Origin of the sequence: Micromonospora sp. FIMYZ51, from assembly GCF_038246755.1 — a bacterium.
In the GTDB taxonomy this organism is placed as follows: domain Bacteria; phylum Actinomycetota; class Actinomycetes; order Mycobacteriales; family Micromonosporaceae; genus Micromonospora.
In genome coordinates this window covers 2,032,209-2,054,723 of record NZ_CP134706.1, presented here as the reverse complement: position 1 = coordinate 2,054,723, position 22,515 = coordinate 2,032,209, and the positions used below count along the sequence as shown (strand labels likewise).

40 protein-coding genes, 1 tRNA gene and 1 pseudogene are annotated in these 22,515 nt (G+C 68.7%); 37 read left to right on the top strand and 5 right to left on the bottom strand.

What is annotated here, in order from left to right:
* The first annotated feature begins 281 nt into the window (after nucleotides 1-281).
* Genes QQG74_RS10075 through QQG74_RS10065 form a run of 3 tightly spaced genes read left to right on the top strand, consistent with a single transcriptional unit; the run spans nucleotide 282 to nucleotide 3,264 of the window.
* On the top strand, nucleotides 282-1,850 hold the full coding sequence (locus tag QQG74_RS10075; protein WP_341720022.1) for a replication initiator: 1,569 nt from the start codon (nucleotides 282-284) through the stop codon (nucleotides 1,848-1,850).
* Nucleotides 1,847-2,044 carry an excisionase family DNA-binding protein gene (locus tag QQG74_RS10070; RefSeq protein WP_341720021.1) on the top strand — a complete coding sequence of 66 codons (198 nt, stop codon included), beginning with the start codon at nucleotides 1,847-1,849 and terminating at the stop codon, nucleotides 2,042-2,044. The genes QQG74_RS10075 and QQG74_RS10070 overlap by 4 nt, the downstream gene beginning before the upstream one ends.
* Nucleotides 2,044-3,264, top strand: a complete 1,221-nt coding sequence (locus tag QQG74_RS10065) for a tyrosine-type recombinase/integrase (RefSeq protein ID WP_341720020.1) — start codon at nucleotides 2,044-2,046, stop codon at nucleotides 3,262-3,264. The genes QQG74_RS10070 and QQG74_RS10065 overlap by 1 nt, the downstream gene beginning before the upstream one ends.
* Before the next feature lie 76 nt (nucleotides 3,265-3,340).
* Here QQG74_RS10065 and QQG74_RS10060 read toward each other — a convergent pair.
* Both QQG74_RS10060 and QQG74_RS10055 read right to left on the bottom strand, forming a co-directional pair.
* Nucleotides 3,341-3,412, bottom strand: a tRNA-Val gene (locus QQG74_RS10060).
* Between the two features lie 50 nt (nucleotides 3,413-3,462).
* The gene (locus QQG74_RS10055; protein ID WP_341721188.1) at nucleotides 3,463-3,879 is read right to left on the bottom strand and encodes a TIGR02611 family protein; all 417 of its coding nucleotides are present in this window, start codon (nucleotides 3,877-3,879) and stop codon (nucleotides 3,463-3,465) included.
* 588 nt (nucleotides 3,880-4,467) lie between these two features.
* On the opposite strand from QQG74_RS10055, the gene QQG74_RS10050 reads away from it, so the two are divergent.
* Entirely contained in the window at nucleotides 4,468-4,899 is a 432-nt protein-coding gene (locus tag QQG74_RS10050; RefSeq protein WP_007457244.1) for an SsgA family sporulation/cell division regulator, read from the top strand.
* Nucleotides 4,900-5,074: 175 nt separating this feature from the next.
* Here the strand turns inward: QQG74_RS10050 and QQG74_RS10045 are convergent.
* Nucleotides 5,075-5,365, bottom strand: a pseudogene (locus QQG74_RS10045) (SDR family oxidoreductase); the annotation flags it as partial.
* A 32-nt stretch (nucleotides 5,366-5,397) separates the two neighbouring features.
* On the opposite strand from QQG74_RS10045, the gene QQG74_RS10040 reads away from it, so the two are divergent.
* Nucleotides 5,398-6,882 (top strand): recombinase family protein, encoded by a 1,485-nt coding sequence (locus QQG74_RS10040; RefSeq protein ID WP_341720019.1) that lies wholly within the window; start codon nucleotides 5,398-5,400, stop codon nucleotides 6,880-6,882.
* Here QQG74_RS10040 and QQG74_RS10035 read toward each other — a convergent pair.
* On the bottom strand, nucleotides 6,879-7,325 hold the full coding sequence (locus QQG74_RS10035) for a helix-turn-helix domain-containing protein (RefSeq protein ID WP_341720018.1): 447 nt from the start codon (nucleotides 7,323-7,325) through the stop codon (nucleotides 6,879-6,881). The genes QQG74_RS10040 and QQG74_RS10035 overlap by 4 nt on opposite strands.
* A 169-nt stretch (nucleotides 7,326-7,494) precedes the next feature.
* On the opposite strand from QQG74_RS10035, the gene QQG74_RS10030 reads away from it, so the two are divergent.
* The 14 genes from QQG74_RS10030 to QQG74_RS09965 all read left to right on the top strand — a co-directional run bounded on the left by QQG74_RS10030 (nucleotide 7,495) and on the right by QQG74_RS09965 (nucleotide 12,520).
* A complete protein-coding gene (locus tag QQG74_RS10030) occupies nucleotides 7,495-7,761 on the top strand; it encodes a helix-turn-helix transcriptional regulator (protein WP_341720017.1) in 267 nt (88 codons plus the stop codon).
* Complete coding sequence (locus tag QQG74_RS10025) at nucleotides 7,758-7,922, top strand: hypothetical protein (RefSeq protein ID WP_341720016.1); 165 nt, start codon at nucleotides 7,758-7,760, stop codon at nucleotides 7,920-7,922. Before QQG74_RS10030 ends, QQG74_RS10025 begins: the two co-directional genes overlap by 4 nt.
* Nucleotides 7,919-8,104: a hypothetical protein gene (locus QQG74_RS10020; RefSeq protein ID WP_341720015.1), complete on the top strand. Its 186-nt coding sequence runs from the start codon at nucleotides 7,919-7,921 to the stop codon at nucleotides 8,102-8,104. Before QQG74_RS10025 ends, QQG74_RS10020 begins: the two co-directional genes overlap by 4 nt.
* A gap of 128 nt (nucleotides 8,105-8,232) precedes the next feature.
* Nucleotides 8,233-8,526, top strand: coding sequence for a hypothetical protein (locus tag QQG74_RS10015; protein ID WP_341720014.1), 294 nt, complete (start codon nucleotides 8,233-8,235; stop codon nucleotides 8,524-8,526).
* The gene (locus tag QQG74_RS10010) at nucleotides 8,523-9,548 is read left to right on the top strand and encodes a DNA cytosine methyltransferase (RefSeq protein ID WP_341720013.1); all 1,026 of its coding nucleotides are present in this window, start codon (nucleotides 8,523-8,525) and stop codon (nucleotides 9,546-9,548) included. Before QQG74_RS10015 ends, QQG74_RS10010 begins: the two co-directional genes overlap by 4 nt.
* Nucleotides 9,545-9,748 (top strand): hypothetical protein, encoded by a 204-nt coding sequence (locus QQG74_RS10005; protein WP_341720012.1) that lies wholly within the window; start codon nucleotides 9,545-9,547, stop codon nucleotides 9,746-9,748. The genes QQG74_RS10010 and QQG74_RS10005 overlap by 4 nt, the downstream gene beginning before the upstream one ends.
* Nucleotides 9,749-9,792: 44 nt before the next feature.
* Nucleotides 9,793-9,927 (top strand): hypothetical protein, encoded by a 135-nt coding sequence (locus QQG74_RS10000; protein WP_341720011.1) that lies wholly within the window; start codon nucleotides 9,793-9,795, stop codon nucleotides 9,925-9,927.
* Nucleotides 9,924-10,148, top strand: coding sequence for a hypothetical protein (locus QQG74_RS09995; protein ID WP_341720010.1), 225 nt, complete (start codon nucleotides 9,924-9,926; stop codon nucleotides 10,146-10,148). Before QQG74_RS10000 ends, QQG74_RS09995 begins: the two co-directional genes overlap by 4 nt.
* On the top strand, nucleotides 10,145-10,366 hold the full coding sequence (locus QQG74_RS09990; RefSeq protein ID WP_341720009.1) for a hypothetical protein: 222 nt from the start codon (nucleotides 10,145-10,147) through the stop codon (nucleotides 10,364-10,366). Before QQG74_RS09995 ends, QQG74_RS09990 begins: the two co-directional genes overlap by 4 nt.
* Complete coding sequence (locus QQG74_RS09985; protein WP_341720008.1) at nucleotides 10,363-10,707, top strand: hypothetical protein; 345 nt, start codon at nucleotides 10,363-10,365, stop codon at nucleotides 10,705-10,707. Before QQG74_RS09990 ends, QQG74_RS09985 begins: the two co-directional genes overlap by 4 nt.
* 611 nt (nucleotides 10,708-11,318) lie before the next feature.
* On the top strand, nucleotides 11,319-11,555 hold the full coding sequence (locus tag QQG74_RS09980) for a hypothetical protein (protein ID WP_341720007.1): 237 nt from the start codon (nucleotides 11,319-11,321) through the stop codon (nucleotides 11,553-11,555).
* On the top strand, nucleotides 11,552-11,962 hold the full coding sequence (locus QQG74_RS09975) for a hypothetical protein (protein WP_341720006.1): 411 nt from the start codon (nucleotides 11,552-11,554) through the stop codon (nucleotides 11,960-11,962). The genes QQG74_RS09980 and QQG74_RS09975 overlap by 4 nt, the downstream gene beginning before the upstream one ends.
* Nucleotides 11,946-12,287: a hypothetical protein gene (locus QQG74_RS09970; protein WP_341720005.1), complete on the top strand. Its 342-nt coding sequence runs from the start codon at nucleotides 11,946-11,948 to the stop codon at nucleotides 12,285-12,287. The genes QQG74_RS09975 and QQG74_RS09970 overlap by 17 nt, the downstream gene beginning before the upstream one ends.
* Entirely contained in the window at nucleotides 12,284-12,520 is a 237-nt protein-coding gene (locus QQG74_RS09965) for a hypothetical protein (protein ID WP_341720004.1), read from the top strand. Before QQG74_RS09970 ends, QQG74_RS09965 begins: the two co-directional genes overlap by 4 nt.
* Before the next feature lie 335 nt (nucleotides 12,521-12,855).
* On the opposite strand, the gene QQG74_RS09960 is transcribed toward QQG74_RS09965, so the two are convergent.
* Nucleotides 12,856-13,083 carry a helix-turn-helix domain-containing protein gene (locus QQG74_RS09960; protein ID WP_341720003.1) on the bottom strand — a complete coding sequence of 76 codons (228 nt, stop codon included), beginning with the start codon at nucleotides 13,081-13,083 and terminating at the stop codon, nucleotides 12,856-12,858.
* Between the two features lie 135 nt (nucleotides 13,084-13,218).
* Here QQG74_RS09960 and QQG74_RS09955 point away from each other — a divergent pair, with 135 nt between their 5' ends.
* The 18 genes from QQG74_RS09955 to QQG74_RS09870 all read left to right on the top strand — a co-directional run bounded on the left by QQG74_RS09955 (nucleotide 13,219) and on the right by QQG74_RS09870 (nucleotide 22,476).
* Entirely contained in the window at nucleotides 13,219-13,569 is a 351-nt protein-coding gene (locus QQG74_RS09955) for a hypothetical protein (protein WP_341720002.1), read from the top strand.
* The gene (locus tag QQG74_RS09950; RefSeq protein WP_341720001.1) at nucleotides 13,566-13,943 is read left to right on the top strand and encodes a hypothetical protein; all 378 of its coding nucleotides are present in this window, start codon (nucleotides 13,566-13,568) and stop codon (nucleotides 13,941-13,943) included. The genes QQG74_RS09955 and QQG74_RS09950 overlap by 4 nt, the downstream gene beginning before the upstream one ends.
* Nucleotides 13,940-14,185 carry a hypothetical protein gene (locus QQG74_RS09945; protein ID WP_341720000.1) on the top strand — a complete coding sequence of 82 codons (246 nt, stop codon included), beginning with the start codon at nucleotides 13,940-13,942 and terminating at the stop codon, nucleotides 14,183-14,185. Before QQG74_RS09950 ends, QQG74_RS09945 begins: the two co-directional genes overlap by 4 nt.
* Before the next feature lie 109 nt (nucleotides 14,186-14,294).
* Nucleotides 14,295-14,519, top strand: a complete 225-nt coding sequence (locus QQG74_RS09940) for a hypothetical protein (RefSeq protein WP_341719999.1) — start codon at nucleotides 14,295-14,297, stop codon at nucleotides 14,517-14,519.
* A complete protein-coding gene (locus QQG74_RS09935) occupies nucleotides 14,519-14,821 on the top strand; it encodes a hypothetical protein (RefSeq protein WP_341719998.1) in 303 nt (100 codons plus the stop codon). Before QQG74_RS09940 ends, QQG74_RS09935 begins: the two co-directional genes overlap by 1 nt.
* A complete protein-coding gene (locus QQG74_RS09930) occupies nucleotides 14,821-15,708 on the top strand; it encodes a hypothetical protein (protein ID WP_341719997.1) in 888 nt (295 codons plus the stop codon). The genes QQG74_RS09935 and QQG74_RS09930 overlap by 1 nt, the downstream gene beginning before the upstream one ends.
* The gene (locus QQG74_RS09925; protein WP_341719996.1) at nucleotides 15,708-16,796 is read left to right on the top strand and encodes a hypothetical protein; all 1,089 of its coding nucleotides are present in this window, start codon (nucleotides 15,708-15,710) and stop codon (nucleotides 16,794-16,796) included. The genes QQG74_RS09930 and QQG74_RS09925 overlap by 1 nt, the downstream gene beginning before the upstream one ends.
* Nucleotides 16,793-17,671 carry an exonuclease domain-containing protein gene (locus tag QQG74_RS09920; RefSeq protein ID WP_341719995.1) on the top strand — a complete coding sequence of 293 codons (879 nt, stop codon included), beginning with the start codon at nucleotides 16,793-16,795 and terminating at the stop codon, nucleotides 17,669-17,671. Before QQG74_RS09925 ends, QQG74_RS09920 begins: the two co-directional genes overlap by 4 nt.
* A complete protein-coding gene (locus tag QQG74_RS09915) occupies nucleotides 17,668-18,015 on the top strand; it encodes a hypothetical protein (protein ID WP_341719994.1) in 348 nt (115 codons plus the stop codon). Before QQG74_RS09920 ends, QQG74_RS09915 begins: the two co-directional genes overlap by 4 nt.
* A gap of 26 nt (nucleotides 18,016-18,041) precedes the next feature.
* Nucleotides 18,042-18,554 (top strand): hypothetical protein, encoded by a 513-nt coding sequence (locus QQG74_RS09910; protein WP_341719993.1) that lies wholly within the window; start codon nucleotides 18,042-18,044, stop codon nucleotides 18,552-18,554.
* 10 nt (nucleotides 18,555-18,564) lie between these two features.
* Nucleotides 18,565-18,984: a hypothetical protein gene (locus tag QQG74_RS09905; protein ID WP_341719992.1), complete on the top strand. Its 420-nt coding sequence runs from the start codon at nucleotides 18,565-18,567 to the stop codon at nucleotides 18,982-18,984.
* The gene (locus tag QQG74_RS09900) at nucleotides 18,981-19,349 is read left to right on the top strand and encodes a hypothetical protein (RefSeq protein WP_341719991.1); all 369 of its coding nucleotides are present in this window, start codon (nucleotides 18,981-18,983) and stop codon (nucleotides 19,347-19,349) included. The genes QQG74_RS09905 and QQG74_RS09900 overlap by 4 nt, the downstream gene beginning before the upstream one ends.
* Nucleotides 19,346-19,939 carry a hypothetical protein gene (locus tag QQG74_RS09895; protein WP_341719990.1) on the top strand — a complete coding sequence of 198 codons (594 nt, stop codon included), beginning with the start codon at nucleotides 19,346-19,348 and terminating at the stop codon, nucleotides 19,937-19,939. The genes QQG74_RS09900 and QQG74_RS09895 overlap by 4 nt, the downstream gene beginning before the upstream one ends.
* Nucleotides 19,936-20,457, top strand: coding sequence for a hypothetical protein (locus QQG74_RS09890; protein ID WP_341719989.1), 522 nt, complete (start codon nucleotides 19,936-19,938; stop codon nucleotides 20,455-20,457). The genes QQG74_RS09895 and QQG74_RS09890 overlap by 4 nt, the downstream gene beginning before the upstream one ends.
* Nucleotides 20,450-20,995, top strand: coding sequence for a hypothetical protein (locus tag QQG74_RS09885; protein ID WP_341719988.1), 546 nt, complete (start codon nucleotides 20,450-20,452; stop codon nucleotides 20,993-20,995). Before QQG74_RS09890 ends, QQG74_RS09885 begins: the two co-directional genes overlap by 8 nt.
* Nucleotides 20,988-21,824 carry a phage Gp37/Gp68 family protein gene (locus tag QQG74_RS09880; RefSeq protein ID WP_341719987.1) on the top strand — a complete coding sequence of 279 codons (837 nt, stop codon included), beginning with the start codon at nucleotides 20,988-20,990 and terminating at the stop codon, nucleotides 21,822-21,824. Before QQG74_RS09885 ends, QQG74_RS09880 begins: the two co-directional genes overlap by 8 nt.
* The gene (locus tag QQG74_RS09875) at nucleotides 21,821-22,180 is read left to right on the top strand and encodes a DUF4326 domain-containing protein (protein ID WP_341719986.1); all 360 of its coding nucleotides are present in this window, start codon (nucleotides 21,821-21,823) and stop codon (nucleotides 22,178-22,180) included. Before QQG74_RS09880 ends, QQG74_RS09875 begins: the two co-directional genes overlap by 4 nt.
* Nucleotides 22,181-22,200: 20 nt before the next feature.
* Nucleotides 22,201-22,476, top strand: coding sequence for a WhiB family transcriptional regulator (locus QQG74_RS09870; RefSeq protein WP_341721187.1), 276 nt, complete (start codon nucleotides 22,201-22,203; stop codon nucleotides 22,474-22,476).
* The last annotated feature ends 39 nt before the right edge of the window (nucleotides 22,477-22,515 follow it).

Below are 22,515 nucleotides of genomic sequence, written 5' to 3'. Positions count from 1 at the left end.
GATGGCTCGGATTCGCTCACCTTTCACGGGTGGGGCAGCCTGCGGAAATCCCCGCCGGATGCCGGTATCCCAGGCTCCTCACCCGTGCCGGCCCCATAACCTCCACGAGCACGAGAGGACATCATCGATCGGCGGAGTGTGGCACCACCACGATTCCGCCCTCCGGCGTGAGCCGCCCTTTCGGCGGTGCCAGGAGACACGACGAACACCACCAGCGGACAGGCGTCCACGGCTGGTAGTGATTCGTCTTCCGTCCCTGCCACCCCCGTGAGGAGAAAACGATGTCCGCCCCGCTCACCCTGTCCCGGCCCGGCCTCGCCGCCGGCCGGTTCGCCCAAGCCCTGCACCGTGTCGCCACGCCGGACTACTTCGGCTGGCTGGAGCACACCGCCTCCGCTGGCGGCTGTACCCGCCCGATCCGCCTCACCGGCACCCTCACCGCCGTGGACGCTGACACCGGCCGGATCGTCCGGGAGCTGCACACCGATGAGCTGCCCGACCGGGCGATCTATAAGGCGTGCGGCAACCGCCGTGCGTCGCAGTGCCCGGACTGCGCCTGGGTCTACGCGGGTGACGCCTTCCAGGTCGTCCGCACCGGCCTGACCGGTGGCAAGACCGTCCCCGCCACCGTCGCGCGGCATCCGGTCGTGTTCGCCACCTTCACCGCACCCTCCTTCGGCGCGGTCCACCACCGGCACATCCCCCGCCACACCTGCGCCACCCGCCAGCGGTGCGACTGCCGACCCGCACCGTGCCGCGCCCGCCGTGACGCCGACACCTGCGCGCACGGGCAGCCCGCGGCCTGCTTCGCCCGTCACGACGCCGACGATCCGCGGCTCGGGCGGCCACTCTGTCTGGACTGCTACGACCATGACCACCAGGCTGTGTGGAACGGCTTTGCCGGTGAGCTGTGGCGACGCACCAAGCAGGCGATCGAACGTCAGCTTGCCGCCCTATGCCGCCGACGCGGCATCGGCCACGTCCAGGTCGTCGCCGACTCGGGCCGGGTACGTCGGGTGCCGCCGGTTCGGGTGTCTCACGGCAAGGTCGCCGAGATGCAACGCCGGGGAGCTGTCCACTTCCACGTCCTGCTGCGCCTCGACGGCGTCGACTCCGGCGACTCCGGCGCTCTGGTGCCGCCGCCGGCCGGCATCACCGCCGACGACCTGGACGCCGCCGTGCACGCCGCCGCCCGGCAGATCACCGTCACCACCCCGCCACACCCCGACCGTCCGGACGGCTGGCCGGTGGCCTGGGGAGAGCAGACCGACGTACGCCGCATCGGCAGCGGCGACGATGACGTGACCGACGCCAAGGTGGCCGCCTACCTCGCCAAGTACGCCACCAAAGCCACCGAGGTCACCGGCCACACCTCGACCCGCCTCACCTCCGAGACCATCGACGCCTACGCCAACCCCGACGGCGACCACGTCGCCCGCCTCATCGACGCCTGCTGGCGACTCGGACGCCCCACGGCCACCCGCACTACCCGCAGCGATGCACAGGACGGCGACCGTCAAGGCCGCGTTGACACCACACCGAATCCCTACGCCGGACTGCGCCGCTGGGCACACATGCTCGGCTTCGGCGGCCACTTCCTGACCAAAGCCCGCCGTTACTCGGTCACCTTCGGCCTGCTCCGCGACACCCGCGCCACCTACCGCCGCGCCGAAGATGACGAACCCGCCGACACCCTGACGGTCGGGACGCTCACCTACCTCGGGGCCGGCTGGCGCACCGACGGTGACGCGCTGCTCGCCAACACCGCCGCCCGACAGCGACGGGAAAGCAGACGCGTCGGCCGGGAAGAACTCGCCCACGAATCCTGGCTCAGCGGAGCCGCCGCATGAACCACGAACTCCGCCCCCGCTGGTACTCGCCCGCCGAGGTCGCCGTGCTGCTCGGCTTCGGCATCTCCAAGGTCAAGATGAAGATCGCCACCGGTGAGCTGCGCTCCATCAAGGACGGCAAGTACCGCCGCATCCTCCCCGAATGGGTCGACGACTACATCCGCGACCAGGTCGACCGGCAGGAGGCCGCCTGATGCCCGCCCGTGCCCGCGCCAACGGGGAAGGGTCGATCTTCCCGTACCGCCACGGCTTCGCCGCGTACGTCTGGGTCACCAAGCCCGACGGGAAGCGGACCCGCAAGTACGTCTACGGCAAGACCCGGGACGCCGTCCACGACAAGTGGATCAAGCTGCACCAGCAGGCCAAGGCCGGACCGGTGGCGACCAGTGTGCCAACTGTGGGCAGCTTCCTCGCCTACTGGCTGACCGAGATCATCGAGCCGAACCGGGCACCGCTGACCTACGCCACCTACGAGACGTTCGTCCGGCGTTACCTCTCCCCCGGCCTCGGGGGAAAGCGGCTCGATCGGCTCCAGGCGCGGGACGTGCAGACCTGGCTGAACCAGGTGGCCCGCACCTGCCAGTGCTGCGCCCAGGGCAAGGACGCCACCCGCCGTCAGGAGAAGCGGCGCTGCTGCGCGGTCGGCCGGTGCTGCCAGGCGGTCCCGTCGACGCGCACGGTCAGCGACATCCGGGCCGCACTGCGGGCCGCCCTCACCCACGCCCAGGCCGAAGACCTCATCACCCGCAACCCGGCCGTGCCGGTCACCCTCGCCACCGTCCGCCGTCGACGCGGCAAGTCCTGGTCCAGTGACGAAGCACGGAGGTTCCTCGAATCCGCGCGTGCCGCCAGCGATCCGCTCTACGCCGCGTACGCCCTGGTCCTCGTCACCGGCTTGCGCAAAGGCGAAGCCCTCGGCCTCACCTGGGCCGACGCCGACCTCGACGCCGGGGAGCTGACCATCGGCCGGCAACTGCAACGCGTACGCGGAAAGCTCCTGCACCGCGACACCAAGACCCAGGCGTCCGACGCCACCCTGCCGCTGCCCGACATCTGCCTGGCCGCACTGCGACTGCGCAAACACCAACGCGACGAGGCCCGCGCGACGGCCGGTAAGGCGTGGCACGACAACGACCTGGTCTTCACCACCCGCTACGGCACGCCCATCGAGCCGCGCAACTTCCAGCGCTCCTGGCAGACCCGCTGCGACAAGGCGGCGGTCAAGCCGATCACCGTCCACGACGCGCGGCGGACCTGCGCCACCCTCCTGGCCGACCTCGACGTCCACCCGCGAGTAGCCATGCAGATCCTCCGGCACGCCCGCTTCTCCGTGACCATGGAGATCTACACGCAGGTGTCCTCGAAGGCAACGAGAGACGCGCTCAAGCGCCTCGGCGAATCCCTGACGCAATGACGAACTGCTGTATTTAGCTGCTGTACGGGCAGCAGAAAGGCCACCTTCATCGATGGAAGGTGGCCTTTGACGTGCGTGGGCGATACTGGGATCGAACCAGTGACCTCTTCGGTGTGAACGAAGCGCTCTCCCGCTGAGCTAATCGCCCTCAGCGCGGATGACTCTACCCGATCGAGCGTCCGGACCGCGAACCCGGGGTCAGTGCGTCGCGAGGTAGTGCAGGACGCTGGCGATCACGTCGATGCCGAGGCTTTGCTTGATCGAAAACAGGGCCACCGCGCTGACGAAGACGATGCCGAGCAGGCCGATCAGGAAGCGCACAGCGAGTGATTGCTTCTTCACCCAGTTGGCCCAGCCGTGGACGTGGCGGCGGGTGAATCCGAGCAGCCGCTTGGCCCAGTGGAACTCCACCGCCCAGATGCCGAGGCCGGCGATCACGATCAGCCAGCCGGGGCCCGGTAGCGGGATGAGCACGATGCCGACGCAGACCACGAGGGCACCCAGCACCCCGATCATGATCTTGAGGGCGACCCGGCCGGTGGGGTTGGCCCGGACCAGGGCCAGGGTGGTGGACATCCGCTGCCGCCAGCGCGCCGGGGCGCGGCGCTCGGACATGGTGCCACCACTGCCCTCGCGCTCGCGTTCCGCGCTGTCATTCACCTTGACCGACCCACCGTCGTTCGCCTCGACCGGACCCGTTCGCCGTACTGAGGTTTTACCCCGTCCGGCGGGACCATTCCCCCTGGCGTCGCCACGTCCGGCCCGGCCCGGCCGGCCACCGCCGGACGGACCGCGTTCGGCCACGGACCGACCATGCCGGTCCCCCTGCTCCTCTGGCACCCCGTACCCCCGCTGTTCGGCTGCGCGGACCGCGACGTTCGACGAATTTCGCGTCGCCGAGAGGTCCACTGAGGATCGCTTACCGAGCCATTTCATCCCCAGTGTGACGCGAGCCCGTCACTGCAACGGCCGACTGGACGTTACCGGAGTAAGTCGACGACTGAGCCACCCGATGCCGGGCGGGATCTACGCACTGGGCAGAACCGGAAATCCTACATGAATCTTCACATTCACACGGCCTTTCCGACCCCCTTCCCACCACTGGGTGAAGTCAGCGTATGGCGGAGCGTAGCCAGGACTAGCGGCTGAGTATGGGAAAAGCGGGACGGCGCGTTCCGCAGCGGTGCCGGGGGGAGAACGTACATGAGTGTCATCCGACCGACGACCGTAGAGGTCGAGACGTCACTAAGGCTCGTCGCACCTGACGCAACCGCCTTGCCGGTGCGCGCCAGTCTGCGATACGACCCTGCTGATCCGTATGCGGTCCATGTCCTGTTCCATGCCGAATCGGCCGGTGGCGAGGCGGTGAGTTGGTCCTTCGCCCGCGAGTTGCTGGTCACCGGGCTTGACGAACCGGCCGGCATCGGAGACGTGCGGGTCTGGCCCTGGGCAACGCCGCGCGGGGACTTCGTCGCCCTGGCGCTGTCGTCGCCCGACGGCAACGCCCTGTTCGAGGTGCCACGCAGCGTGCTGGTGCGCTTCCTGCGGCGGACCTACGTCGTCGTCCCGCGCGGCCGGGAGGCCGAGCACCTGGACGTCGACACGGCGGTGAACCGGCTGCTCGCCGGCCGTTGACCGCGACGGACCAAGGCCGCGCGAAGCTCTCCGCTCCGCGCGGCCCAGCCCCAACCAAGACTCGACGCCGATCATGCACTTTCGGTCTGCGATACGCGGCTTACGCCCCAATTGCGGGGACACAAAGTGCAAGATCGCGGGGGTTAGGGCGGGCGGGGAGGGCGGGGAGGGTGGGTTAGCCGTGGGTGGTCAGGCCGCCGTCTACCGGGATCACCGCACCGGTGAGGTAGGCGCCGGCCCGGGAGGCCAGGTAGATCGCGGTACCTGCCATATCCTCCGGCCGGCCAATCCGGCCCAGCGGAATCTGGGACTCGATGGCCGCCCGGGTGCCCGGATCGTCAAGCGCGAAGGCCATCATTTTGCTCTCGAACGGACCGGGTGCGATCGCGTTTACCGTGATCCGCTCACCGGCCAGCTGGTGGGCCAGGTTCCGGGTCATCATGTGCACGGCCGCCTTGGTTGATGCGCAGTTGAGGCGTACGGGCTATGGTGTGCGGCATGCGCTCCGACCTGTACGCCCGCAAGTCGAACAAAGACCAGGCGCGCAGCGTGGACCGGCAAGAGCGGTTTTGGCGTGCCGACTGCGCCGCCCTGGGCGTCACGCCGGGGCGCACGTTCGTAGACCCACACTTCTCCGCATCCCGGTATGCGAAAAAGGCCAGACCCGACTACGAGGCGCTGCTGGAGTGGATTCGGGGCCGCAACAGCGAGATGGTTTCCGTTTGGGAAGTGACCCGCACCGACCGGCAGATGGGGTCGTGGGTTTACTTCCTGGACCTGTGCCGCGACATGGGCGTGTTGATCCGTGTGTTCGGCGACGACGACCCGGTCACCTACGATCCGCGCCGCCAGCGTGACCGCGAACAGCTCCTCAAGGAAGGCATCGCCGCCGAAGCTGAGGTGGAGAAGCTGCGGGCGCGAGTGAGGAACGGAATCTTGGACACCGCCCACCTGGGTCGCCCGCCCGGCCCGTTGCTGTTCGGCTACCGGCGCGTTTACGGGGCGCCGCTGGAAGACAGCGTCACCCCGTCCGGTCATAAGCGGCGGGAGGTGCAGCAGGTCATCGACGCCGAAAAGGCGAAGGTGATCCTCAAGCTAGCCAAAGACACGCTCGCCGGGGTGCCGCTGCAACGGCAAGCGAACCTGCTCAACGACGCCGGGGTGCCGACTGCGTCCGGTCGGGGTTTGTGGAAGGGCGGGACCATCCGGAACCTGCTGTTGAATGCCGGCTATCAGGGTCATCGGGTGCTCGGCGGCTTGGTGGTGACTGAGAATGCGTGGCCGGCGATCCTGGACCCGGCGACTGCCGGGCAGTTGCGGGCGATGCTGGAACAGCCTGGGCGCCGCAACCATGCTGATCCGACGCTGGTTCACCAACTCAGTGGGGCGATGCTGTGCGGCAAGTGTCGCCGGACGGTTCGGGCGAAGAATTCTCGCGGCGTGCCGCGCTACCAGTGCACGTGGCGCGGCTGCCTGGGCACGTCGGCGTTCCGGTCGGATGTGGATGCGGCAGTTGACGCGATCGTCAAGGCGCGGCTGTTGGATCCGGGCGCGGATGCGGCGTTCACGCCGGCCGAGAAGTCGGCCGAACTGTCGGAGGCTGAGGCCGAGTTGGAGGGGTTGGAGCGCCGACTGCGGGAGTTGGTGGAGGCGGCGGGCAAGCCGGATGGCCCGTCGGCGGCGTTTTTGGCTGCGGCGGAGCGCAGGCTTCGGCCGCAGATTGATGAGGCGTCGGCGCGGGTTCGTCGTCTGCGGACGCCTCCGGTGTTGCGCGGCTATGACCGTGCCGATTTGGTGCGGCGGTGGTCGGAGTATCCGGTAGGTGAGCGCCGGCTGGTGATCTCCTCGTTGGCGGAGGTGGTGTTGTCGCCTGCCACCAAGTCTGGGCCGGGGGCGTGGTCGTGGTGGCGGTTGGCGGAGTCCCGCTGGCATGGTGATGACCGCACGTGGGGTGATGTGTGGCGTGCGAAGGGGCTTGGTTAGCCGGTTTTGCGTCGGGCGCGGCGGGCTGGTGGTTGGCGTCGTGCTTCGAGGAGTGCGGCGATGGCGTCTAGTTCCCGGTCGGTGATGTTGGGGTCTTCGACGGCGTCGATGATGCGTTGCACGATGGGCCTTCGCGTGGGCTGGGGTGGTAGGTCGAGTTCGTCTGAGGTGGTGAGCCCGAGGGCGATGGGCACTCTGCTGGGGTGGATTTTGAGTGCGGCGATGACGGCGCGGACGTTGCCGCGCTTGGGTTCCGGGATTTTGCCGTTTTCGTAGCGTTTGATGCTTTCGACGCTGACGCCGGATTCTTCCGCTAGGTCTTTTTGCGTCCATCCGCGTTCTTCGCGGGTTCGGCGGATGAGTGCGCCGAGTCGCTTGACCCCAGCTTCGTCGGGCTGCATGGCGTCACGATAGTGCAGGTAGACGCCGAGATCAGGTGTCATTGGTGACACTCGCACTGTTGGCCCCCCAGCCTGATGTTCCCCATCTCGCCACATAGAGCGAGATGCCGGTTACGGAACACGGTCAGGCTACATCGAGCAACCTCACTTAGAAAAGATCAACACATCGGTGACACTTGCATGTCAGCGATGACACCCGCATGATGGTGTCATGCCAGACACCCTGAGTGCTGACAGCGGTGTCACCACCGACACCCACACTCCCCGCTACAGGCTTACCCGGGCAGCCGCCGAACGCGCCCGCCGCAAACTCGGCCTCCGCCGACTCGACAGCCTCGCCACACACCTAGGCATCAGCCGCAGCAGCTTTTTCCGCCTGCTCGCCGGCACCTACCCCATCAGCCTCAACCAGGCCGCCGCGTTCGCCGACGAAATCGGCTGGCCCATCACCCGCGTGTTCGAGCGGTGCGACCCGTGACCGACACCGAACAGCAGATGGTGCAGGCGCTCACCGCCGCCGCCCCCGCTCTCACCACCGCCCAGGTCGACACCCTGCGGCTGGTGTTCGCACCCAAGGCGGTTGCGGCTGAGCAGCCGAAGCGCCGCACCCGACGCGCACCGCAGCGGCGGGCCGCATGAAGCCTGACCTGATCACCCGTCCCGGCGGTGTCGCGAAGCGGCTCCGCACGATGCCGGGCCACTTCACGGTCGACCGGGTTGGCGACTGGATGCCGGTAATCGCCGACAGCGAGGCGCAGGTGGTTCGGCTGCTGGATGAGCGTGAGTACGCGCTGCGGGTTCGGCAGCAGATCGACCCCTGACGGGCTGGACGCCCACCGGGTCGCATCCGGCAGGCGTCCGACAAGCCCCACGTGACCAACCGATTGGAGCAAGCCACGTGACTATCCAAGTACAGCACACCAGCCGAACGGCCGACACGCGGCCCGGTATGACGCTGCGCACCCTGGACGACTTCCGCACCAGCCCTCGCCCGCTGCCGTCGTGGTCGGATGAGGCCGCCTGGTCTGACCCCGCCACGGTGCCGGCCATCCTCGCCGGTGAGGTGTGGGATGGCGGCTGGGTGCCGTCCGGTGACCACGTCAACCCGGAGCCGACGCCTGCCGATCTGGCCGACATGTACGGCACCTCGGATGCGGACGCCCTGGCCGCGTTGGGTGCGCTTGACGTGCACATCGATGCCGCCCGCCGTCACGCCGACGCCCGCCGTGAGGTGGCCGCATGATCGTGGACCTGTACGCCGGGGCGGGCGGCTGGGAGCAAGGGGCCTACCAGATCGGTCTACGCGGCATCGTCGGCTTGGAGCTTTGGCACGACGCCTGCGTCACCGCCGTCCGCGCCGGACACCCCCGCATCCGCTGCGACGTCGCCACCTACCCCACCGCACCATTCGCCGCCCGCATTACCGGTCTCATCGCCTCCCCACCCTGCCAGGCATGGTCGATGGCCGGGAAGCGGGCTGGCGAACAGGACAAGGCCCGCGTCCACCAGCTCGTCAACGAGTACGCGGCTGGCGCGACCCAGCCCGGACACGGATGGGCCGACGAGCGGTCACACCACGCCGCCCAGCCCGTCCGCTGGATCCGCGACCTCCGCCCCGAATGGGTGGCCCTGGAGCAGGTGCCGCCCGTCATCGACCTGTGGCAGCACGTCGGCGACGTGCTGCGCGGCTGGGGCTACTCCGTCTGGATTGGTGTGCTGAACGCCGCCGACTACGGGGTGCCGCAGACCCGCAAGCGGGCCATCCTCATCGCCTCCCGCGTCCGGCCCGTCTACCAGCCGGAGACCACCCACGAGCAGAACCCGCCGGACAACGCCCTGTTCGGCGCCCGGCTGCCGTGGGTGTCGATGGGGCAGGCGCTCGGCTGGGATGCGGATGTCGCGGCGGTCAGCAACTACGGCACCGGTGGCGATGCGGCGAATCGGGGTGTTCGTCTTGCTGGTCAGCCGTCCGCGACGGTGACCAGCAAGGCGGGGCGCACAAAGTTGGTGAACCGGCGCGACAGCCCGAAGTGGGTCGCCGGTGAATCGCAGTCCGAAGAAGGCTCGCTGCGGGTGACTGTCGCTGAGGCGGCGGTCCTTCAATCCTTCCCAGCCGACTATCCATGGTTCGGCAACCGGACGAGCCAGTTTTTGCAGGTGGGCAACGCTGTCCCGCCTGGGTTGGCGGCTGCTGTTTTGGGTGTGGCTGCTGGCGTTTTTCGTCCGGTGTCGCTGTCCCGCGACCTGGCGGGGGTGGCGGCGTGAAGACGGCGTTCGGTCCGAAGAGTGTCCCGTCTGGCCCTGAGTCGGAGTGGCGTGCCTCCGAGGCGGAGTGGGCGCGTATCGAGTCCCGGCACACGTGGTGGCCGGTGGTCGGCTTCGGCCTGCTGGGTGCGCTGACGGTGGCTGCCGGTGTGTGGCTGATGTCGCACGGGCGCCTGCCGTGGATCGGCGGTGGCTGGTGACTGCCCGCGTGTTGCGTCTGGCCCCGGCAGTGGAGGGGCGCCGCGTGGTTGAGGTGTCGATCGGGCCGGGTGAGCTGCCGGATGCGGTGCGGTTGCGTGACCGGCTGTCCCGTCTGCCGTCGGTGCAGTCCGGCCGCCGGACGGTGGAGATCGTGGCCGTGGCAGGTGATGCGGCGTGACGACTGTTGTCAAGGTTGCCACCTGCGGCTGCTGGGAGCCGATCACCCGCCCCAACCCGCTCAAGCCTGCCGAGTGGCTGCACACCGACGGGCGCACCGAATGCCGTGACGCGCTGACCCGTGAACTGACCGGTGCCACTGCTGCCCCGCGTGAGGAACCGGCCCGCCTCAATCAGCGCATCCTCGCCACCAACCTGCGCCGGGCGGGGGTGCGGCGGTGACCGGGCTGGCGGTGTGTGTCGGCTGGTGGCGGGCTGTGCTGCTGGTGGTGTTCGGTGTGCTGCTGCTGGTGGCTGGCGCCTGCGCGTCGGGCGACCGTCCTGAGCCGCCGGTGTGGCATGTGTGGCCGGCGTCGCAGGTGGAGGACCGGCGGTGGCAGGTGGACAACCTGTCCAATTTGATCGACGTCGAGCGTGTGCGTGACGGGATCGTGTCGTGAGCGCCCGGGTTGGTTTGGCTGTTGGCGGGTTTGCGCTCGCGGTGTCGGTCACGCTGGCCGCGTTCGGCTGGTGGCTGCTGGCGGTCGCGTTGCAGATGGTGCCTGCTTTCGTGGCCGGGCGGTGGGAGCGGCGCCGTGCCCGTGAGGCTGCCGACGCTGCGCTGGCTGCTGCCGTAGCTGAGGCCGACAGGCTGCGTGACGAGCTGGATTCGCGGTGGGTGGCTGCGCATGCGTACCGGTTTCTGCCGGATGACCGCCCTGATTGGCCTGCCGTGGACTGCAAGCCCGCCCCCACTTCTGCGGGCGCCACCTCACCTGTGCGTCCGTTCTCCACCGCCTAGCCACCCCTCGAAGGGAGACATCCCTGTGTCTCTGCGCTCTCGTCTGCGAAGCATGTTGCATTTCGCAACCCGTAACACGCCGCCTGCTGTCCGTGACATTGCGGTAGGTGTCGCCCCTGTCCCGCCCGCCAATCTGGTCCGTCTCGGCGAGTGCGACGGCGACACGGTTTGGCTGCCCCGGCCGGGTGCCGCCACCAATGCGGCCCGCTATCAGCCGCGCCGCCGGCCCGCCGACCTGAACCGCATGCCCGCTGCTTTCGCCCGCCACCGCATCGCCGCCTAACCCCAACTGTGAGGAGTTTCCGATGACAACCAACCAATTCTTGGGCCTGTTCATCCTGATCGGATGCGCGGTGCTGGGCGCTGTCGCCTTCCTTTGCTTCCGTGTCGGTCGGATCGCTCGCGGTCCTGTGCCGGTCGGCCCGCAGTCGGCGAACGAGTCGGGTGTGTTGGAGGCGACGCGCCGCTGGCAGGCTGGCGCAGCCGGTGTGCATCCCTCTTACCTGCCGCCGAAGCCGACAGGTTCGGGTCGGCATGCCGTGGCCCGCCGTGTGCCGCCGGAGGGTGAGACACGGCCGGTGACAGTGGGGCCGGTTCCGGATCCGGCCGACATGACTGCCGTGGATGCGATGTTCCGGGACCGGTTCGCTGACCGGCGGGAGCCGCTGGTCGAGCCGACACAGCGGGTGTCGGTGATCGGCTGGAACGACACCCCGCCCTCTCCCCCGCCGGCGCCGTCGTTCGCCGACTACATCACCGGCAAGAACGAGGAACTGCGGGCACGGCTCAACGATCCGGACCGCACCGGCTTGCTGCCGCCTGTCACCTCGCGGCGGGGTGCCGCATGAGGTGGTGGAACCGGGCCGTCATCTGGTGGCGCAGCCGGTCGTGGCTCGCCGGGCGGGTGCGTGAGCTGGAAGCCGAAATCGTCCGTCTGAAAGCGGCACACCGAGCCGACCGCGCCCTCTGGAACGCCGAAGTCACCGCGCTGCGGGAAAGCCGACTGGAACTACTGCGCGAAAACCAGCAACTCGAAACCGGCCTCAACGCCGCCGTCGATGCTGCCGCCGGCCTGCGCTCTGAGGTGGAGCGGGAGAAGGCGCGCGGCAACGTGCTGATGCACCGGGCTCGTGAAGCCCGCGATTGGGCGCGCTGCCTGGATCCGGTCAAGGCCGTCGAGTTGCGTGCCCTGCTGTCCCCCCACCTGCCTACCCAGCCTGCCCGCGAGGAGTCGCCTGATGCTGCTGTCGTCTGACCCGTCCCCGTCCGTCAAGCCGATCTTGGTGGTGTTTCCGACGCCAAGCCACCTGCTGTTGACGTTCGGCATCTACGTCGGGGTGGTGGTGGTGGCTGTCCTGCTCGGCATGTGGGTGCGTCAGCCGGCTCGTGACGGATTCGAGGATGAGGACAACGAGCAGACCCCCATGCCCGGCGACGGGTCGGATCCGGAGAAGACCGTAGACCTGTCACCTCACCGGAAGGTGTTGGCGCGGTCGACGGGCACGGTGTGTGCCCCCGGCTACCGGCATGAGGCGGCGCACGACAAGACAGTGTCCATGGATTTGCGGGCTCTGCGGTGAGGGGCTACCTGGTCGGCGCGCTGTTGATGGCGGTTGCGGTCGGGTTGACGGTGCTGCTGGTGGTGCGTGTGCGCCGGCAGCGTCGTTGGCGTCGTGATGTGGCCGTGCAGGGTCCGGTGCGGGCGGCGTTCCGGGTGCCGCAGGGCCGGTGGCATCCGTGTGATGGGCCGCAGCGGGTGTATGCGGCTGGTCGGGCTCGGGTGCCCCGACCTCGGGACGGTGGCCGTGGCTGACGTAGCGCGAGTGGTTGGGGCTGCCGTGAGGGTGGCCCCGATCTGTGTCGGCGGTGCCCGGTGAAAGCACGCGCCTTCTACCGCAGCTATCCGTCGCCGCGCGTTACCCGGCTGCACATCATGCGGGAGGACGGCAAATTTCCCGGTAGGTCCGCGCTGTGCGGTGTCGCCGGGTGGGGTGTCCGCAATTCGGAGCCGGTGATTTTGGATCCGATGCCCGCGAGTCCGCCGGCCGGGTTGTCGTGGTGTCCGCCGTGTGTGGGCAGGTTGGCGGAGCGGGCCGGGGTGCTGGCGGGGTGGGCTGCCGAGTTGGCGGCAGGTGACCGGTGAGCGGGTCAGGTGTTGGGCTGGCTGCCTTCGGTGGGCTCCGGGTTGGTGTCGACCTTCCGCCGCCGCCTGCCGGGGTGTTCCTTGCGCCAGGCAAGCAGCGCCGCGCGTTCCCACATAAGGGCGCGGCCGAACGTCTTCGGCTTCGGGAAGCCGATCTTCTCGGCGTCACGCCGGTAGGTGTACATGGTCTTAAGGTCGACGCCGAGCAGGGCGGCGGCTTCTCGACTGGTCATGTACTCCTCCATAAACCCAAGACTGTAAGACCTAGCTTAACCCAAGAGTCTTGGGTTAAGCTATTGAGGCAGGGGCGAGAAGGCGCAGGCAGCGCCCACCCTGCGAATTACTCCTACCTGTGGAGTCGATGACGCATGTCCGAAACCGATCTGACCACCGACGACCGGTCGCTGCCCTACAGCCCTGGAACCGTCCGCAACCTCAGGGAACGGATCCTCATCCACGGCTACGCCGGAGAGCAGCGCTTCAACGAGCTGATGACCTCACCCGAAACGCCGCTCACCTCGGAGCAGGCGCGGGACAGCCGACTTGCCCACTACGCCTGCCTGTACGGCTACGCCACCGCGTCCCTTCTCGGGTTCATCGCCGACAAGTTCGGTGACGAGGCTGCACACGAGGCTGCCGTGATGGTCGATGACATGGGCATGAACGGTGGTGCCCCGTACTGCGACGAGTTCCCGTACCCGCCGCAGGTGCAGCCGTGACCGCCCCCGTCATCGGCTTCGACCTTGTTCAGGCCCGCCGCGACACCCCGCACTGGCCGCCGCTCGACGGCGACATCTGGGCCGACCGCAACGGACGCGAATGGCTCGCCGGCATCCAACTGCTGCCCGGCGACCACGCCATCATCGCGTTCCGCTACGGCAACACCGGCTGTCTGCCCTCGTACGCCCTTGAGGTGTACGGCCCGATGCGGATGGTGTCGGCGGGCCATGAGCGGCAGCGGTTCGATCGGCTTCCCGCTGATGCCCGCGAGCGTCACGCCGCCTATCTGGCTTCCGTGTGCTGGCTGTGCGGCCCGGAGGGTGCGACCGGCGACTACTGCGGCACCTGCGACGAGCCGGCGGTGGCGGCGTGAGCGAGCCCAACAGCCCCTCGTACGTCGCGCTGGTCGCGGCCCTGCGTTCCGAGTTCAACCCGCTGGCGCTGGAAGCAATGAAGATCCAGCTCGCCGAGCACCGCAACCATCGGTCGTCGGTCGGCACGCTCGTCCAGGCCATCACCGACGCCGGAGATGTCAGCTACGACGCGGGCGAGTCCGTGCACCCGGCAGTGCGGGCGTTCCTGTATCGGGCACTGCGCACCAGCGGTGGCGCGTAATGGCTGCCGACCCGCGCTGCGCCTGCATTCCGACCGCTGACGGCCCCGACTCGGATGGGTGTCCGCTGCATGACCTGATCGTGTGCGGGCCACTAATGGGAGGCCACCAGTGACCCTCCCGCTGCTCGCCGACCCGCCGTTGGTGCCGGATCCGCCGCCGCCTGCCCCCACCCCGTGGCCGATCACCCCGCAGCGTCCCTGCCAGCAGCCTGCCGGCCACACCTGCCACACCTGCGGCGGACCGGTCGCCTCACTGCTGGCCGGCTGCTGGAAGCCCGAATGCCTGCGGGCCGACCTCGACTACGACGCCCACTTCGACAACCAGGACTGGTGATGACCGACAACGACACCGCGAACTGGGCGCCCCTCGAAGCGGTCATCCCCGCCGACGACCGCTACCTGTGGATGTGGATGGGCCGCGCCACCTCCGACGACGGCACCGTCATTGAGCAGTACAAGCACAGCCTCACGCGCGGCTACCTGAACCTGTCGGCTGACGGGCGGGCGTGGCTGATCCGTGGCACCGCCGACGGGTGCACCCCGTTCTGCGGCGAGCAGCACGAGCACCGGCCGGATTCGCCGCCGACGGTGGAAGTGGTGGCGATGGCGACTGCCCGCGAATGGGCGTGGATCTGATGACCATCACCGCCGAACCGCAGGCCAAGCCCGGACCCCCGTCCGCCCTCACCAACCCCGACACCGGGCACCGCTGGTACATCCACCCCGTTACCGGCGAACGGTTCATCTCCGTCACCACCGTCCTCAGCCACATCGCCAAATTCGGGCTTACCGACTGGGCTGCCAGGCTCGCCGCCCAAGCCGCATTCGACAACCTGCCCATGCTGAACCGGGCGTCCCGGCAGCCGTTGTGCAACTCCACCCGCACCGACGACGCGTGCGGCAACTGCCGTGACTGCGTCACCTACTGGCTGGCCGACCGGCACAACGCCGAACGGGACGCCGCCGCCGAACGCGGCACCAAACTGCACGACGCCGCCGAACACACCATCCTGCACGGGCCGGGTGTGCACGTCGATGAGGATGCGAAGCCGCTGGTTGACCAGTGGTACCGCTGGTACGACCGGTACCGGCCGGAGTTTCTGGCCACTGAGATCACCGTCATCTCCCGCAAATGGGGGTACGGGGGCACGCTCGACGCGATCCTCCGCTTCACCGAGCAGTCTCGGCTACCGAAGCGGCTCGCCCACCTGACTGGCCTTCCGCTGGTCGATGACTACAAGTCCTCGCGGAACGTCTACCTGACGAACGGCTGGCAGGTGGGCGCCTACGCCAACGCCGACGCCGTCCTGCTGCCTGACGGCACCGAGCAGCCGATGCCCGAGATCAAGGGCGGGCTGATCGTGCACATCCGCCCGGAGCGGGTGCAGATGCGTGAGGCGTATCTGACGGAAGCCAACTTCGCCTACTTCGTGCACATGTGCCGCGTGGTGGAGGGGTTGGCCGCTCCCTTGAACAGCGTTCTTTCCCGCCCTGTGACCATGACCATGAAAGAGGCCAACTGATGCCCATCTTGGGACTCCAACTGAGCCAAACCGAGGTAGGGCGTATCCGCCTCGGCGTGAAGGTCCGCAACGCGAACGGCCGTGAGAAGCCCACGAAGCTCGACCGACTGCGGTTCACCTCCCCCCGCCAGGTGCTCATCGAGAAGATCGCCGCCACGTATGGCGGCAAGGTGGAGCCGTGGCAGCCGCCGAGAGGCTCCCAGCAGTGGCAGGTCATCACCGACACCGCCGAGGTTCCGGTGCTGATTCCGCCGCAGGATCCGGGCGAGTCGCAGTGGTACGAGATGTGGTCCAAGGGTGGCTGCCTGCGGCGTTGCGACGGACAGCAGGAGAAGATCAGCAAGTCGAATTGCCTGTGCGACCCGGCTGCCCGTGACTGCAAGATTCACACCCGCCTGCGGGTCATGTTGGAAGACATTCCCGGCCTTGGGGCGTGGCGGGTCGACACCGGCTCCTACTACGCCGCTGTTGAACTGCCGGGTGTCGCCCAACTGTTGGCGATGGCGCAGGGCGCGATCCCCGGCCGGCTCGTCCTGGACCAGCGGACCGTCACCCGCCAGGTGGATGGGAGGCCGCAGACGTTCAACTTCGCTGTCCCCACGCTGCATGTGGACGAGTTGACGCCGAAGCAGTTGATGTCGGGTCGGGTTCAGGAGTTGGTGGCGGCCCGCAACGCCGCCGCTGTCGCTGGTGACGTCCAGTTGGCGATTGCGGCGACGGTCGACTACACGACGCTGATCGACGCCGCTAAGAGCGTGGAAGCCCTGTACGACGTGGCGAACCAGATCAAGGAGAAGAACGGCGGCAAGATTCCGGCCGATCTGCTGGCCGTGCTGGAAGCCCGCCGCGATGCCCTCAATGGTGCGCGGCCTGCCGCCGAGGTGGTGGTTGTTCAGCCCTCGGACGTGGTGGCCGGTGACGACGTGGACGCGCTGTGGACGCAGATTTTGGCGGCGTCGCCGTGGGGCAGCAACGACGAGTTGGAGCGCAACTTCTGCGAGGTGGTGGGCCGGTCGTCGGCTGACGCCACAGCCGACGACATGCGCCGGTTCCTTGCCGCGATCGAGAAGGCGGGAGCGACGGCATGACCTGGCACCTCGGGGAGATGGCCCCGTTCGACACGGAATCAACCGGGACCGATGTGGAGAACGACCGGATCGTCTCCGCCACCGTCGCCCGCATCCGCCCCGGCAAGCCGGTCGACGTGCACTCGCATCTGATCGCGGTCGACGTGGACATTCCGCAGGCCGCCACCGATGTGCACGGCATCACCACCGAGCACGCTCGCGCCAACGGGCAGCCGGCCGGCGTGGTGCTCGATCAGGTGGCCGGTGCGCTTGCTGACGCGATGCTCGCCGACGTTCCGGTCGTGGGTTCCAACCTGGCGTTCGACTTCACTCTGCTCGACCGGGAGTGCCGCCGCCACGGCGTGTCGACGGTCGAGCAGCGGTTGGGGCGTCCGATCGGCCCCGTGGTGGACGTGTTCGTCATCGACAAGGCACTCGACCGGTTCCGGCCGGGTAAGCGGCAGCTTGACGCCCTGTGCCAGCAGTACGGGGTGCGGTTGGACGGCGCCCACGATGCGGAGGCTGACGCTCTGGGTGCGGCCCGTGTGGCGTACCGGATCGGTCAGCGGGCTCAGCGGGCGTTGGCTGAGCCGCTGGACGTGATGGACATGTACTCCGACCGGCGTTACCCGGAGAACATCGTTCGCGGGTTTCAGGAGTTCGGGAAGCTGACCCTCGCTGAGGTGCACGCCGCGCAGGTCGGCTGGTACGCCGAGCAGGCCGAAGGTCTCGCCCAGTATTGGCGCCGGCAGGCCAACGAGCTGGAGTACCGGGCGCAGCGGACGCAGGACGAGGCCGAGCGTGCCAAGTCCCTCGATGATGTCGCGTTCCTGCGGGAGCGGGCCGACAGCGTCACCACCGACTGGCCGATCCGCCCGTACGGCGGTGCCCGATGAGCGACGTTCTGAACCCCGTCGACATCGAGGCGGCTATCCGCTCGTGCTCGGACCGGATCGCCAACGGGGTGCGGGTGTGCAGCGAGCGGTACGACGCTTTCTTGAAGGCTGACGCCGCCTACGACCAGGCGTTTGCGCGGGCGTACATGGCGCATCAGGGGCCGCAGACGGAGAAGAAGTACGCAGCCGAGTTGGCGACAGCCTCGGAGCGGGCGGCTCGCGACGCGGCGGATGTGGCGTACAAGTACGCGGACCGGCAAGCGAAGGCGTTGGAGTCTGAGCTGCGCGCCTGGCAGAGCGTAAACGCCTCGGTCCGGTCAATGTATGCGGTGGCGGGGCACTGATGGAGCGCCGTACCGGGTTGCGTCCGATGTCGGCTAAGCGTGCCGCCCTGCTGGCCGAGCAGGGTGTGTCGCGCCCGTGGTCGACGCTGGTCAACACCGGCGCTGGCCTGTCCCGCACCGCCGCCGACCGGGACCGGAAGCCCGCCGCGCGCAAGCAACCCGCCTACACCGGCCCGTCCGATGAGGTGAAAGCCCTCGTGGACGGCCGCTCCGGGCTTCGCTGCGAGTGGCCCGCCTGCCCCCGCCAACAGCAAGACCGCCACCACCGCCTGAACCGGAAAAACGGCGGACGGCACGGCGAGATGCGGGAGCGCATCAACGGCGCCGCTTGGCTGCTCGGCGCATGCCGCCCGCACCACGACCGGGTCACCAACCCTGTCGGTGAGGTGCGGGTTGAGGCGGAGCGGATGGGTTGGATTCTCCGCGAGCACCAGGACGCCGAGATGGTGCCGGTGCTGATTCGTCGGGGCTGGGTGCTGCTGCGCCCGGACGGCGACACGACTTCCCTCTCCCCCAACCACGACCACACCCCAGCCTGAGGAGGCACCCATGACCGAGTACAGCGACTTCGAGCGCCAGCAGTTGCAGGCGGTAGCCGACTTCAACAACGCCTGCCTGCCCGGCAACTGGGTTAGCTACAAGACCGACGGGCGCATCCAGTACGGCCAGACCATCGGCACGGCGCTGGTTGTCGGTTCCGGCCCGGCGATGAAGGCCATCGTGGGCGTGACCGGACATGACCGCAGCGTCGCACTGTCCGACGTCACCGTGATCCCGCCGCAGCCGGACGACATCAAGGACGACAGCCGGGACCTTCCCGAGTCGACGGCGGCTGCCGGGCGGGTGCGCGAGTACATCGCGTCGAGCGGTGACGGCCTGTACGACCTGATCGATGGGCATCCGCTGTACGCCCGTGACTTGGAGGCCGTCTGCCGGGCCGTTTTGGACCGGGCGGGAGTGGCGGCGTGACCGCGTCGATGCCTGAGCCGCCGGACCGCGCCCTGGTCGGCCTGCTCGACCCTGCCGGCCGTGACTTGCCGATCGTGTTGGAGCGCGACGATGCCGAAGACGCCGAGTTCGGCAGCGGCGATCACTGGTTTACGGAGGGCGGGGCGTACACGTGGCAGCAGGTGTTGGAGTGGGCAGACGGCGACGGCCTTGAACTGGTGCGCCTGTACCGGGCCGACGAGCCGGCCGTCACTGACGCATTCAGCGCCGGGGTGGAAGCCGCCGCCACAGCGATCGAGGCGCACGCCGAAGCGGTCGGCTGGTATGAGGGCTCCGGCGTGTGGGCTGATGCCATGGAGGCAGCCCGCAAGGCGGTGAAGCCGTGACGCTCGCCGCCATCACGATTCGTCCCCCGTGGTCGTGGGCCATCGCCGAAGCCGCCGCCCTCACCGCCCTCGGCATCACCCCGAAGCTGGTCGAGAACCGGGGCCAGCGGATCGCCGACCGTCACATCGGGCAGCGCATCGCCATCCACGCCGGCCAAACGTGGTGCACCGTCGGCGAACGCGATTCCCACATCAACGAGGCATGGCACGAGTTCGCCAACGCCATCGACCTCCGCAAGCCGAACCCGAAACTCGCGGCGATCGGCGACACCCGCACCGGCTACGTCGGTCGGTTGCAGCCGTCCCCGCACCTGTGGATGGACTGCGGCGCGGTCGTTGCCGTCGCCACCCTGACCGGCTGCCACCAAGCCGACCAGAGCAACGACGTGTTCACCTGCTGCTGGCCGTGGGGTCAACGCGAGTACGTGTCGCCGTCCAAGGTGGGTCCTGCGTGGCATTTGGTGTTGGCGGATGTGCAGCGGCTCGCGGAGCCGGTGCCGTGTCGTGGGCAGGTGCGGGTGCCGTGGGAGTTGCCGGAGGCTGCGGCTGACGCGGTACACGCACAGCTTGATGCGGTGGTGGCCCGATGACCACCACCACCGGCACCCGCGTGTGGAAGCTCAGCCTCCCCGCACCCACCATCCACGTCCCCCACCGCAAAACCGGCCAGCCCAAGCCGCCCGGAGGATGGCCCAACAAGCCTGCCGCCGGCTGGCTCACCATGAACGGCGACAAAGGCTCGTGGCGGGCAAAGCATCGGCTCACCACCGAGTGGAGGAACCTCGCCACCACCGCCGCGATGACCGCCCGCCTTCCGCGCGGCGACGTGCAGCGCGCCCGGTTCGATGTGGCGCTGCGGTTCGCCCGGGGTGGCCGCCGCGACCCGATCAACTGGCATCCCACCTGCAAAGCCGTAATCGACGCTCTCACCTCCGGCACGAAGAAGCACCCTGGCTGGGGGTTTCTTCCCGACGATGCGCCCCGGTTTCTGCACTGCGAGGACTGCCCGCACATTCGGATCGGTACGCGGCTGCCGGTGGTTCCGCTCGGTCCTCTTGGCGTGTTGGAGCTGACGATCACCGACTTGTCGGATGGCAACGATGCCTAGCCTCGCCGTGCTGGACGTCGCCCGGGTGACGCTGCCGTACACCACCAGCCGCCCCGCCTACACGCTGACGCTGGACGACGGAACCATCCGCCTCAACGGCGTGCGCCTGGCCGCCACGGACGCCCTGGACCTGTCTGCCGCGCTGCTCGCGGCCTGCGACACGTGCCGCTGGCATCGCCTGCCGCACACCAGCCGCGCCGGCTGGACCGTGTCCATCTGCCGGGCCGTCATCTACCTCAACGCGAGGCCGCTCGACCGTGCTGACGCGCTCGACCTCAGTGCAGCACTCGCCCACGCCCTCAACGCCCTCACCGTGAAGGAGCCCCCGATGACCACCCTCAGCTTGACCGACGCGCAGATTCTCGACCTCGCCGCAGCCCAGCGTGAGGCCAGCGACAAGGCCCACGGGCAGCGGGGCTGGATCGTGCAGACACCCGAAGCCGCCCGCGAGTCCGCGCCACAACTACGCGCCCGGCAGCAGGCCACGAAAACCCTCAACCCCACCCCCACGCCCGTCAAGGAGTACGCCCATGGCTGACACCAGCATCGAATGGACACAGCGGCCCGGCACCATCGGCGCCGTCTGGAACCCCACCACCGGCTGCGACAAGATCAGCGACGGTTGCGACAACTGCTATGCCCTCGGCATGGCCAGACGGCTCAAGGCCATGGGGCAGGCCAAGTACCAGAACGACGGCCACCCGGTCACCTCCGGCCCCGGTTTCGCCCTCACCGTTCACCCGGACGAGCTGGGCACGCCGCTGACGTGGCGCAAGCCGCGCACCGTGTTCGTCAACAGCATGTCCGATCTGTTCCACGCCCGCGTGCCGCGTGAGTTCCTGGCGCAGGTGTTCGCGGTCATGGCTGAAACGCCGCAGCACGTTTACCAGATCCTCACCAAGCGGCCGGAGCGGATGCCCCAGATCCTCAACGACCCGTGTACCTGCGGTGTTCACCACTCGCTGATGTCGCACCGTCTCGGCCGGGCGCTACCGCTGCGGAATGTGTGGCTGGGAACGTCTGTCGAGTCCGACAAGCACGCCGGTCGCGCCGACGCCCTGCGGGACACCCCCGCCGCCGTCCGGTTCATCTCCGCCGAGCCGCTGCTTGGCCCGCTGCCGAGCCTGGACCTGGCCGGCATCGACTGGTTGATTATCGGTGGTGAGTCGGGTCCGGGTTCCCGCCCGATGCAGATCGGCTGGGTTGAGGAGTTGATCGGCAAGGCCCGTGATGCTGGCACCGCCGTGTTCGTGAAGCAGCTCGGCAAGGTGTGGGCCGGGTCGGGTAAGGGCGGCGATTGGTCGGTTTGGCCGGAGCACCTGCGGATCCGTGAATACCCGGCCGAGCGTGTGGCGGTGGCCGCGTGAGCCCGCAGCGGATCCAACGCAAGCGCACCCGAGGGTGGAGCCGGCCCGACAACGCCGTCATCGTGGACCGCACCAGCCGATGGGGCAACCCGTTCCGCGTCGCCGACTGCCTGGACGCCGAGGTCGCCGCCAACGAAGCCGACGCCCGCAAGGTGTGCGTCGCCGCTTTCGACGCCTGGCTCGACGGTGAACCCGAGTATGCCCACGTTGAGCCGGCCCGCCGGGAACGGATCCTCGCCGAACTGCACACGCTTGCCGGCAAGGATCTGGCGTGCACCTGCGCGCCGGGGTTGCTCTGCCACGGAGACGTTTTAATCCGCCGGGCCAACCACGCTGTTCAGGCGGTGGCCGCATGAGCCGCCGGTCTGCGCACGGCATGTCCAGCCAGCCCGCAGGCGACTGGCGACACCACGCGGTCTGCCGCGACGAAGATCCAGAGCTTTTCTTCCCGATCGGCACGTCCGGCCCCGCGCTGTTGCAGGTCGAGCAAGCCAAAGCTGTTTGCCGTCGCTGCTCGGTCACCGACCAGTGCCTGCAATGGGCGCTCGAAAGTGGCCAAGACGCCGGTGTTTGGGCCGGCATGTCCGAAGAAGAACGCCGCGCCCTCAAGCGTCGCGGCGGCCTGCGGATCCTGCGAGCCCACCAAGCATGACCACTGCCAGCACGGCCCGCCCCACCACCGGGGCGGGCC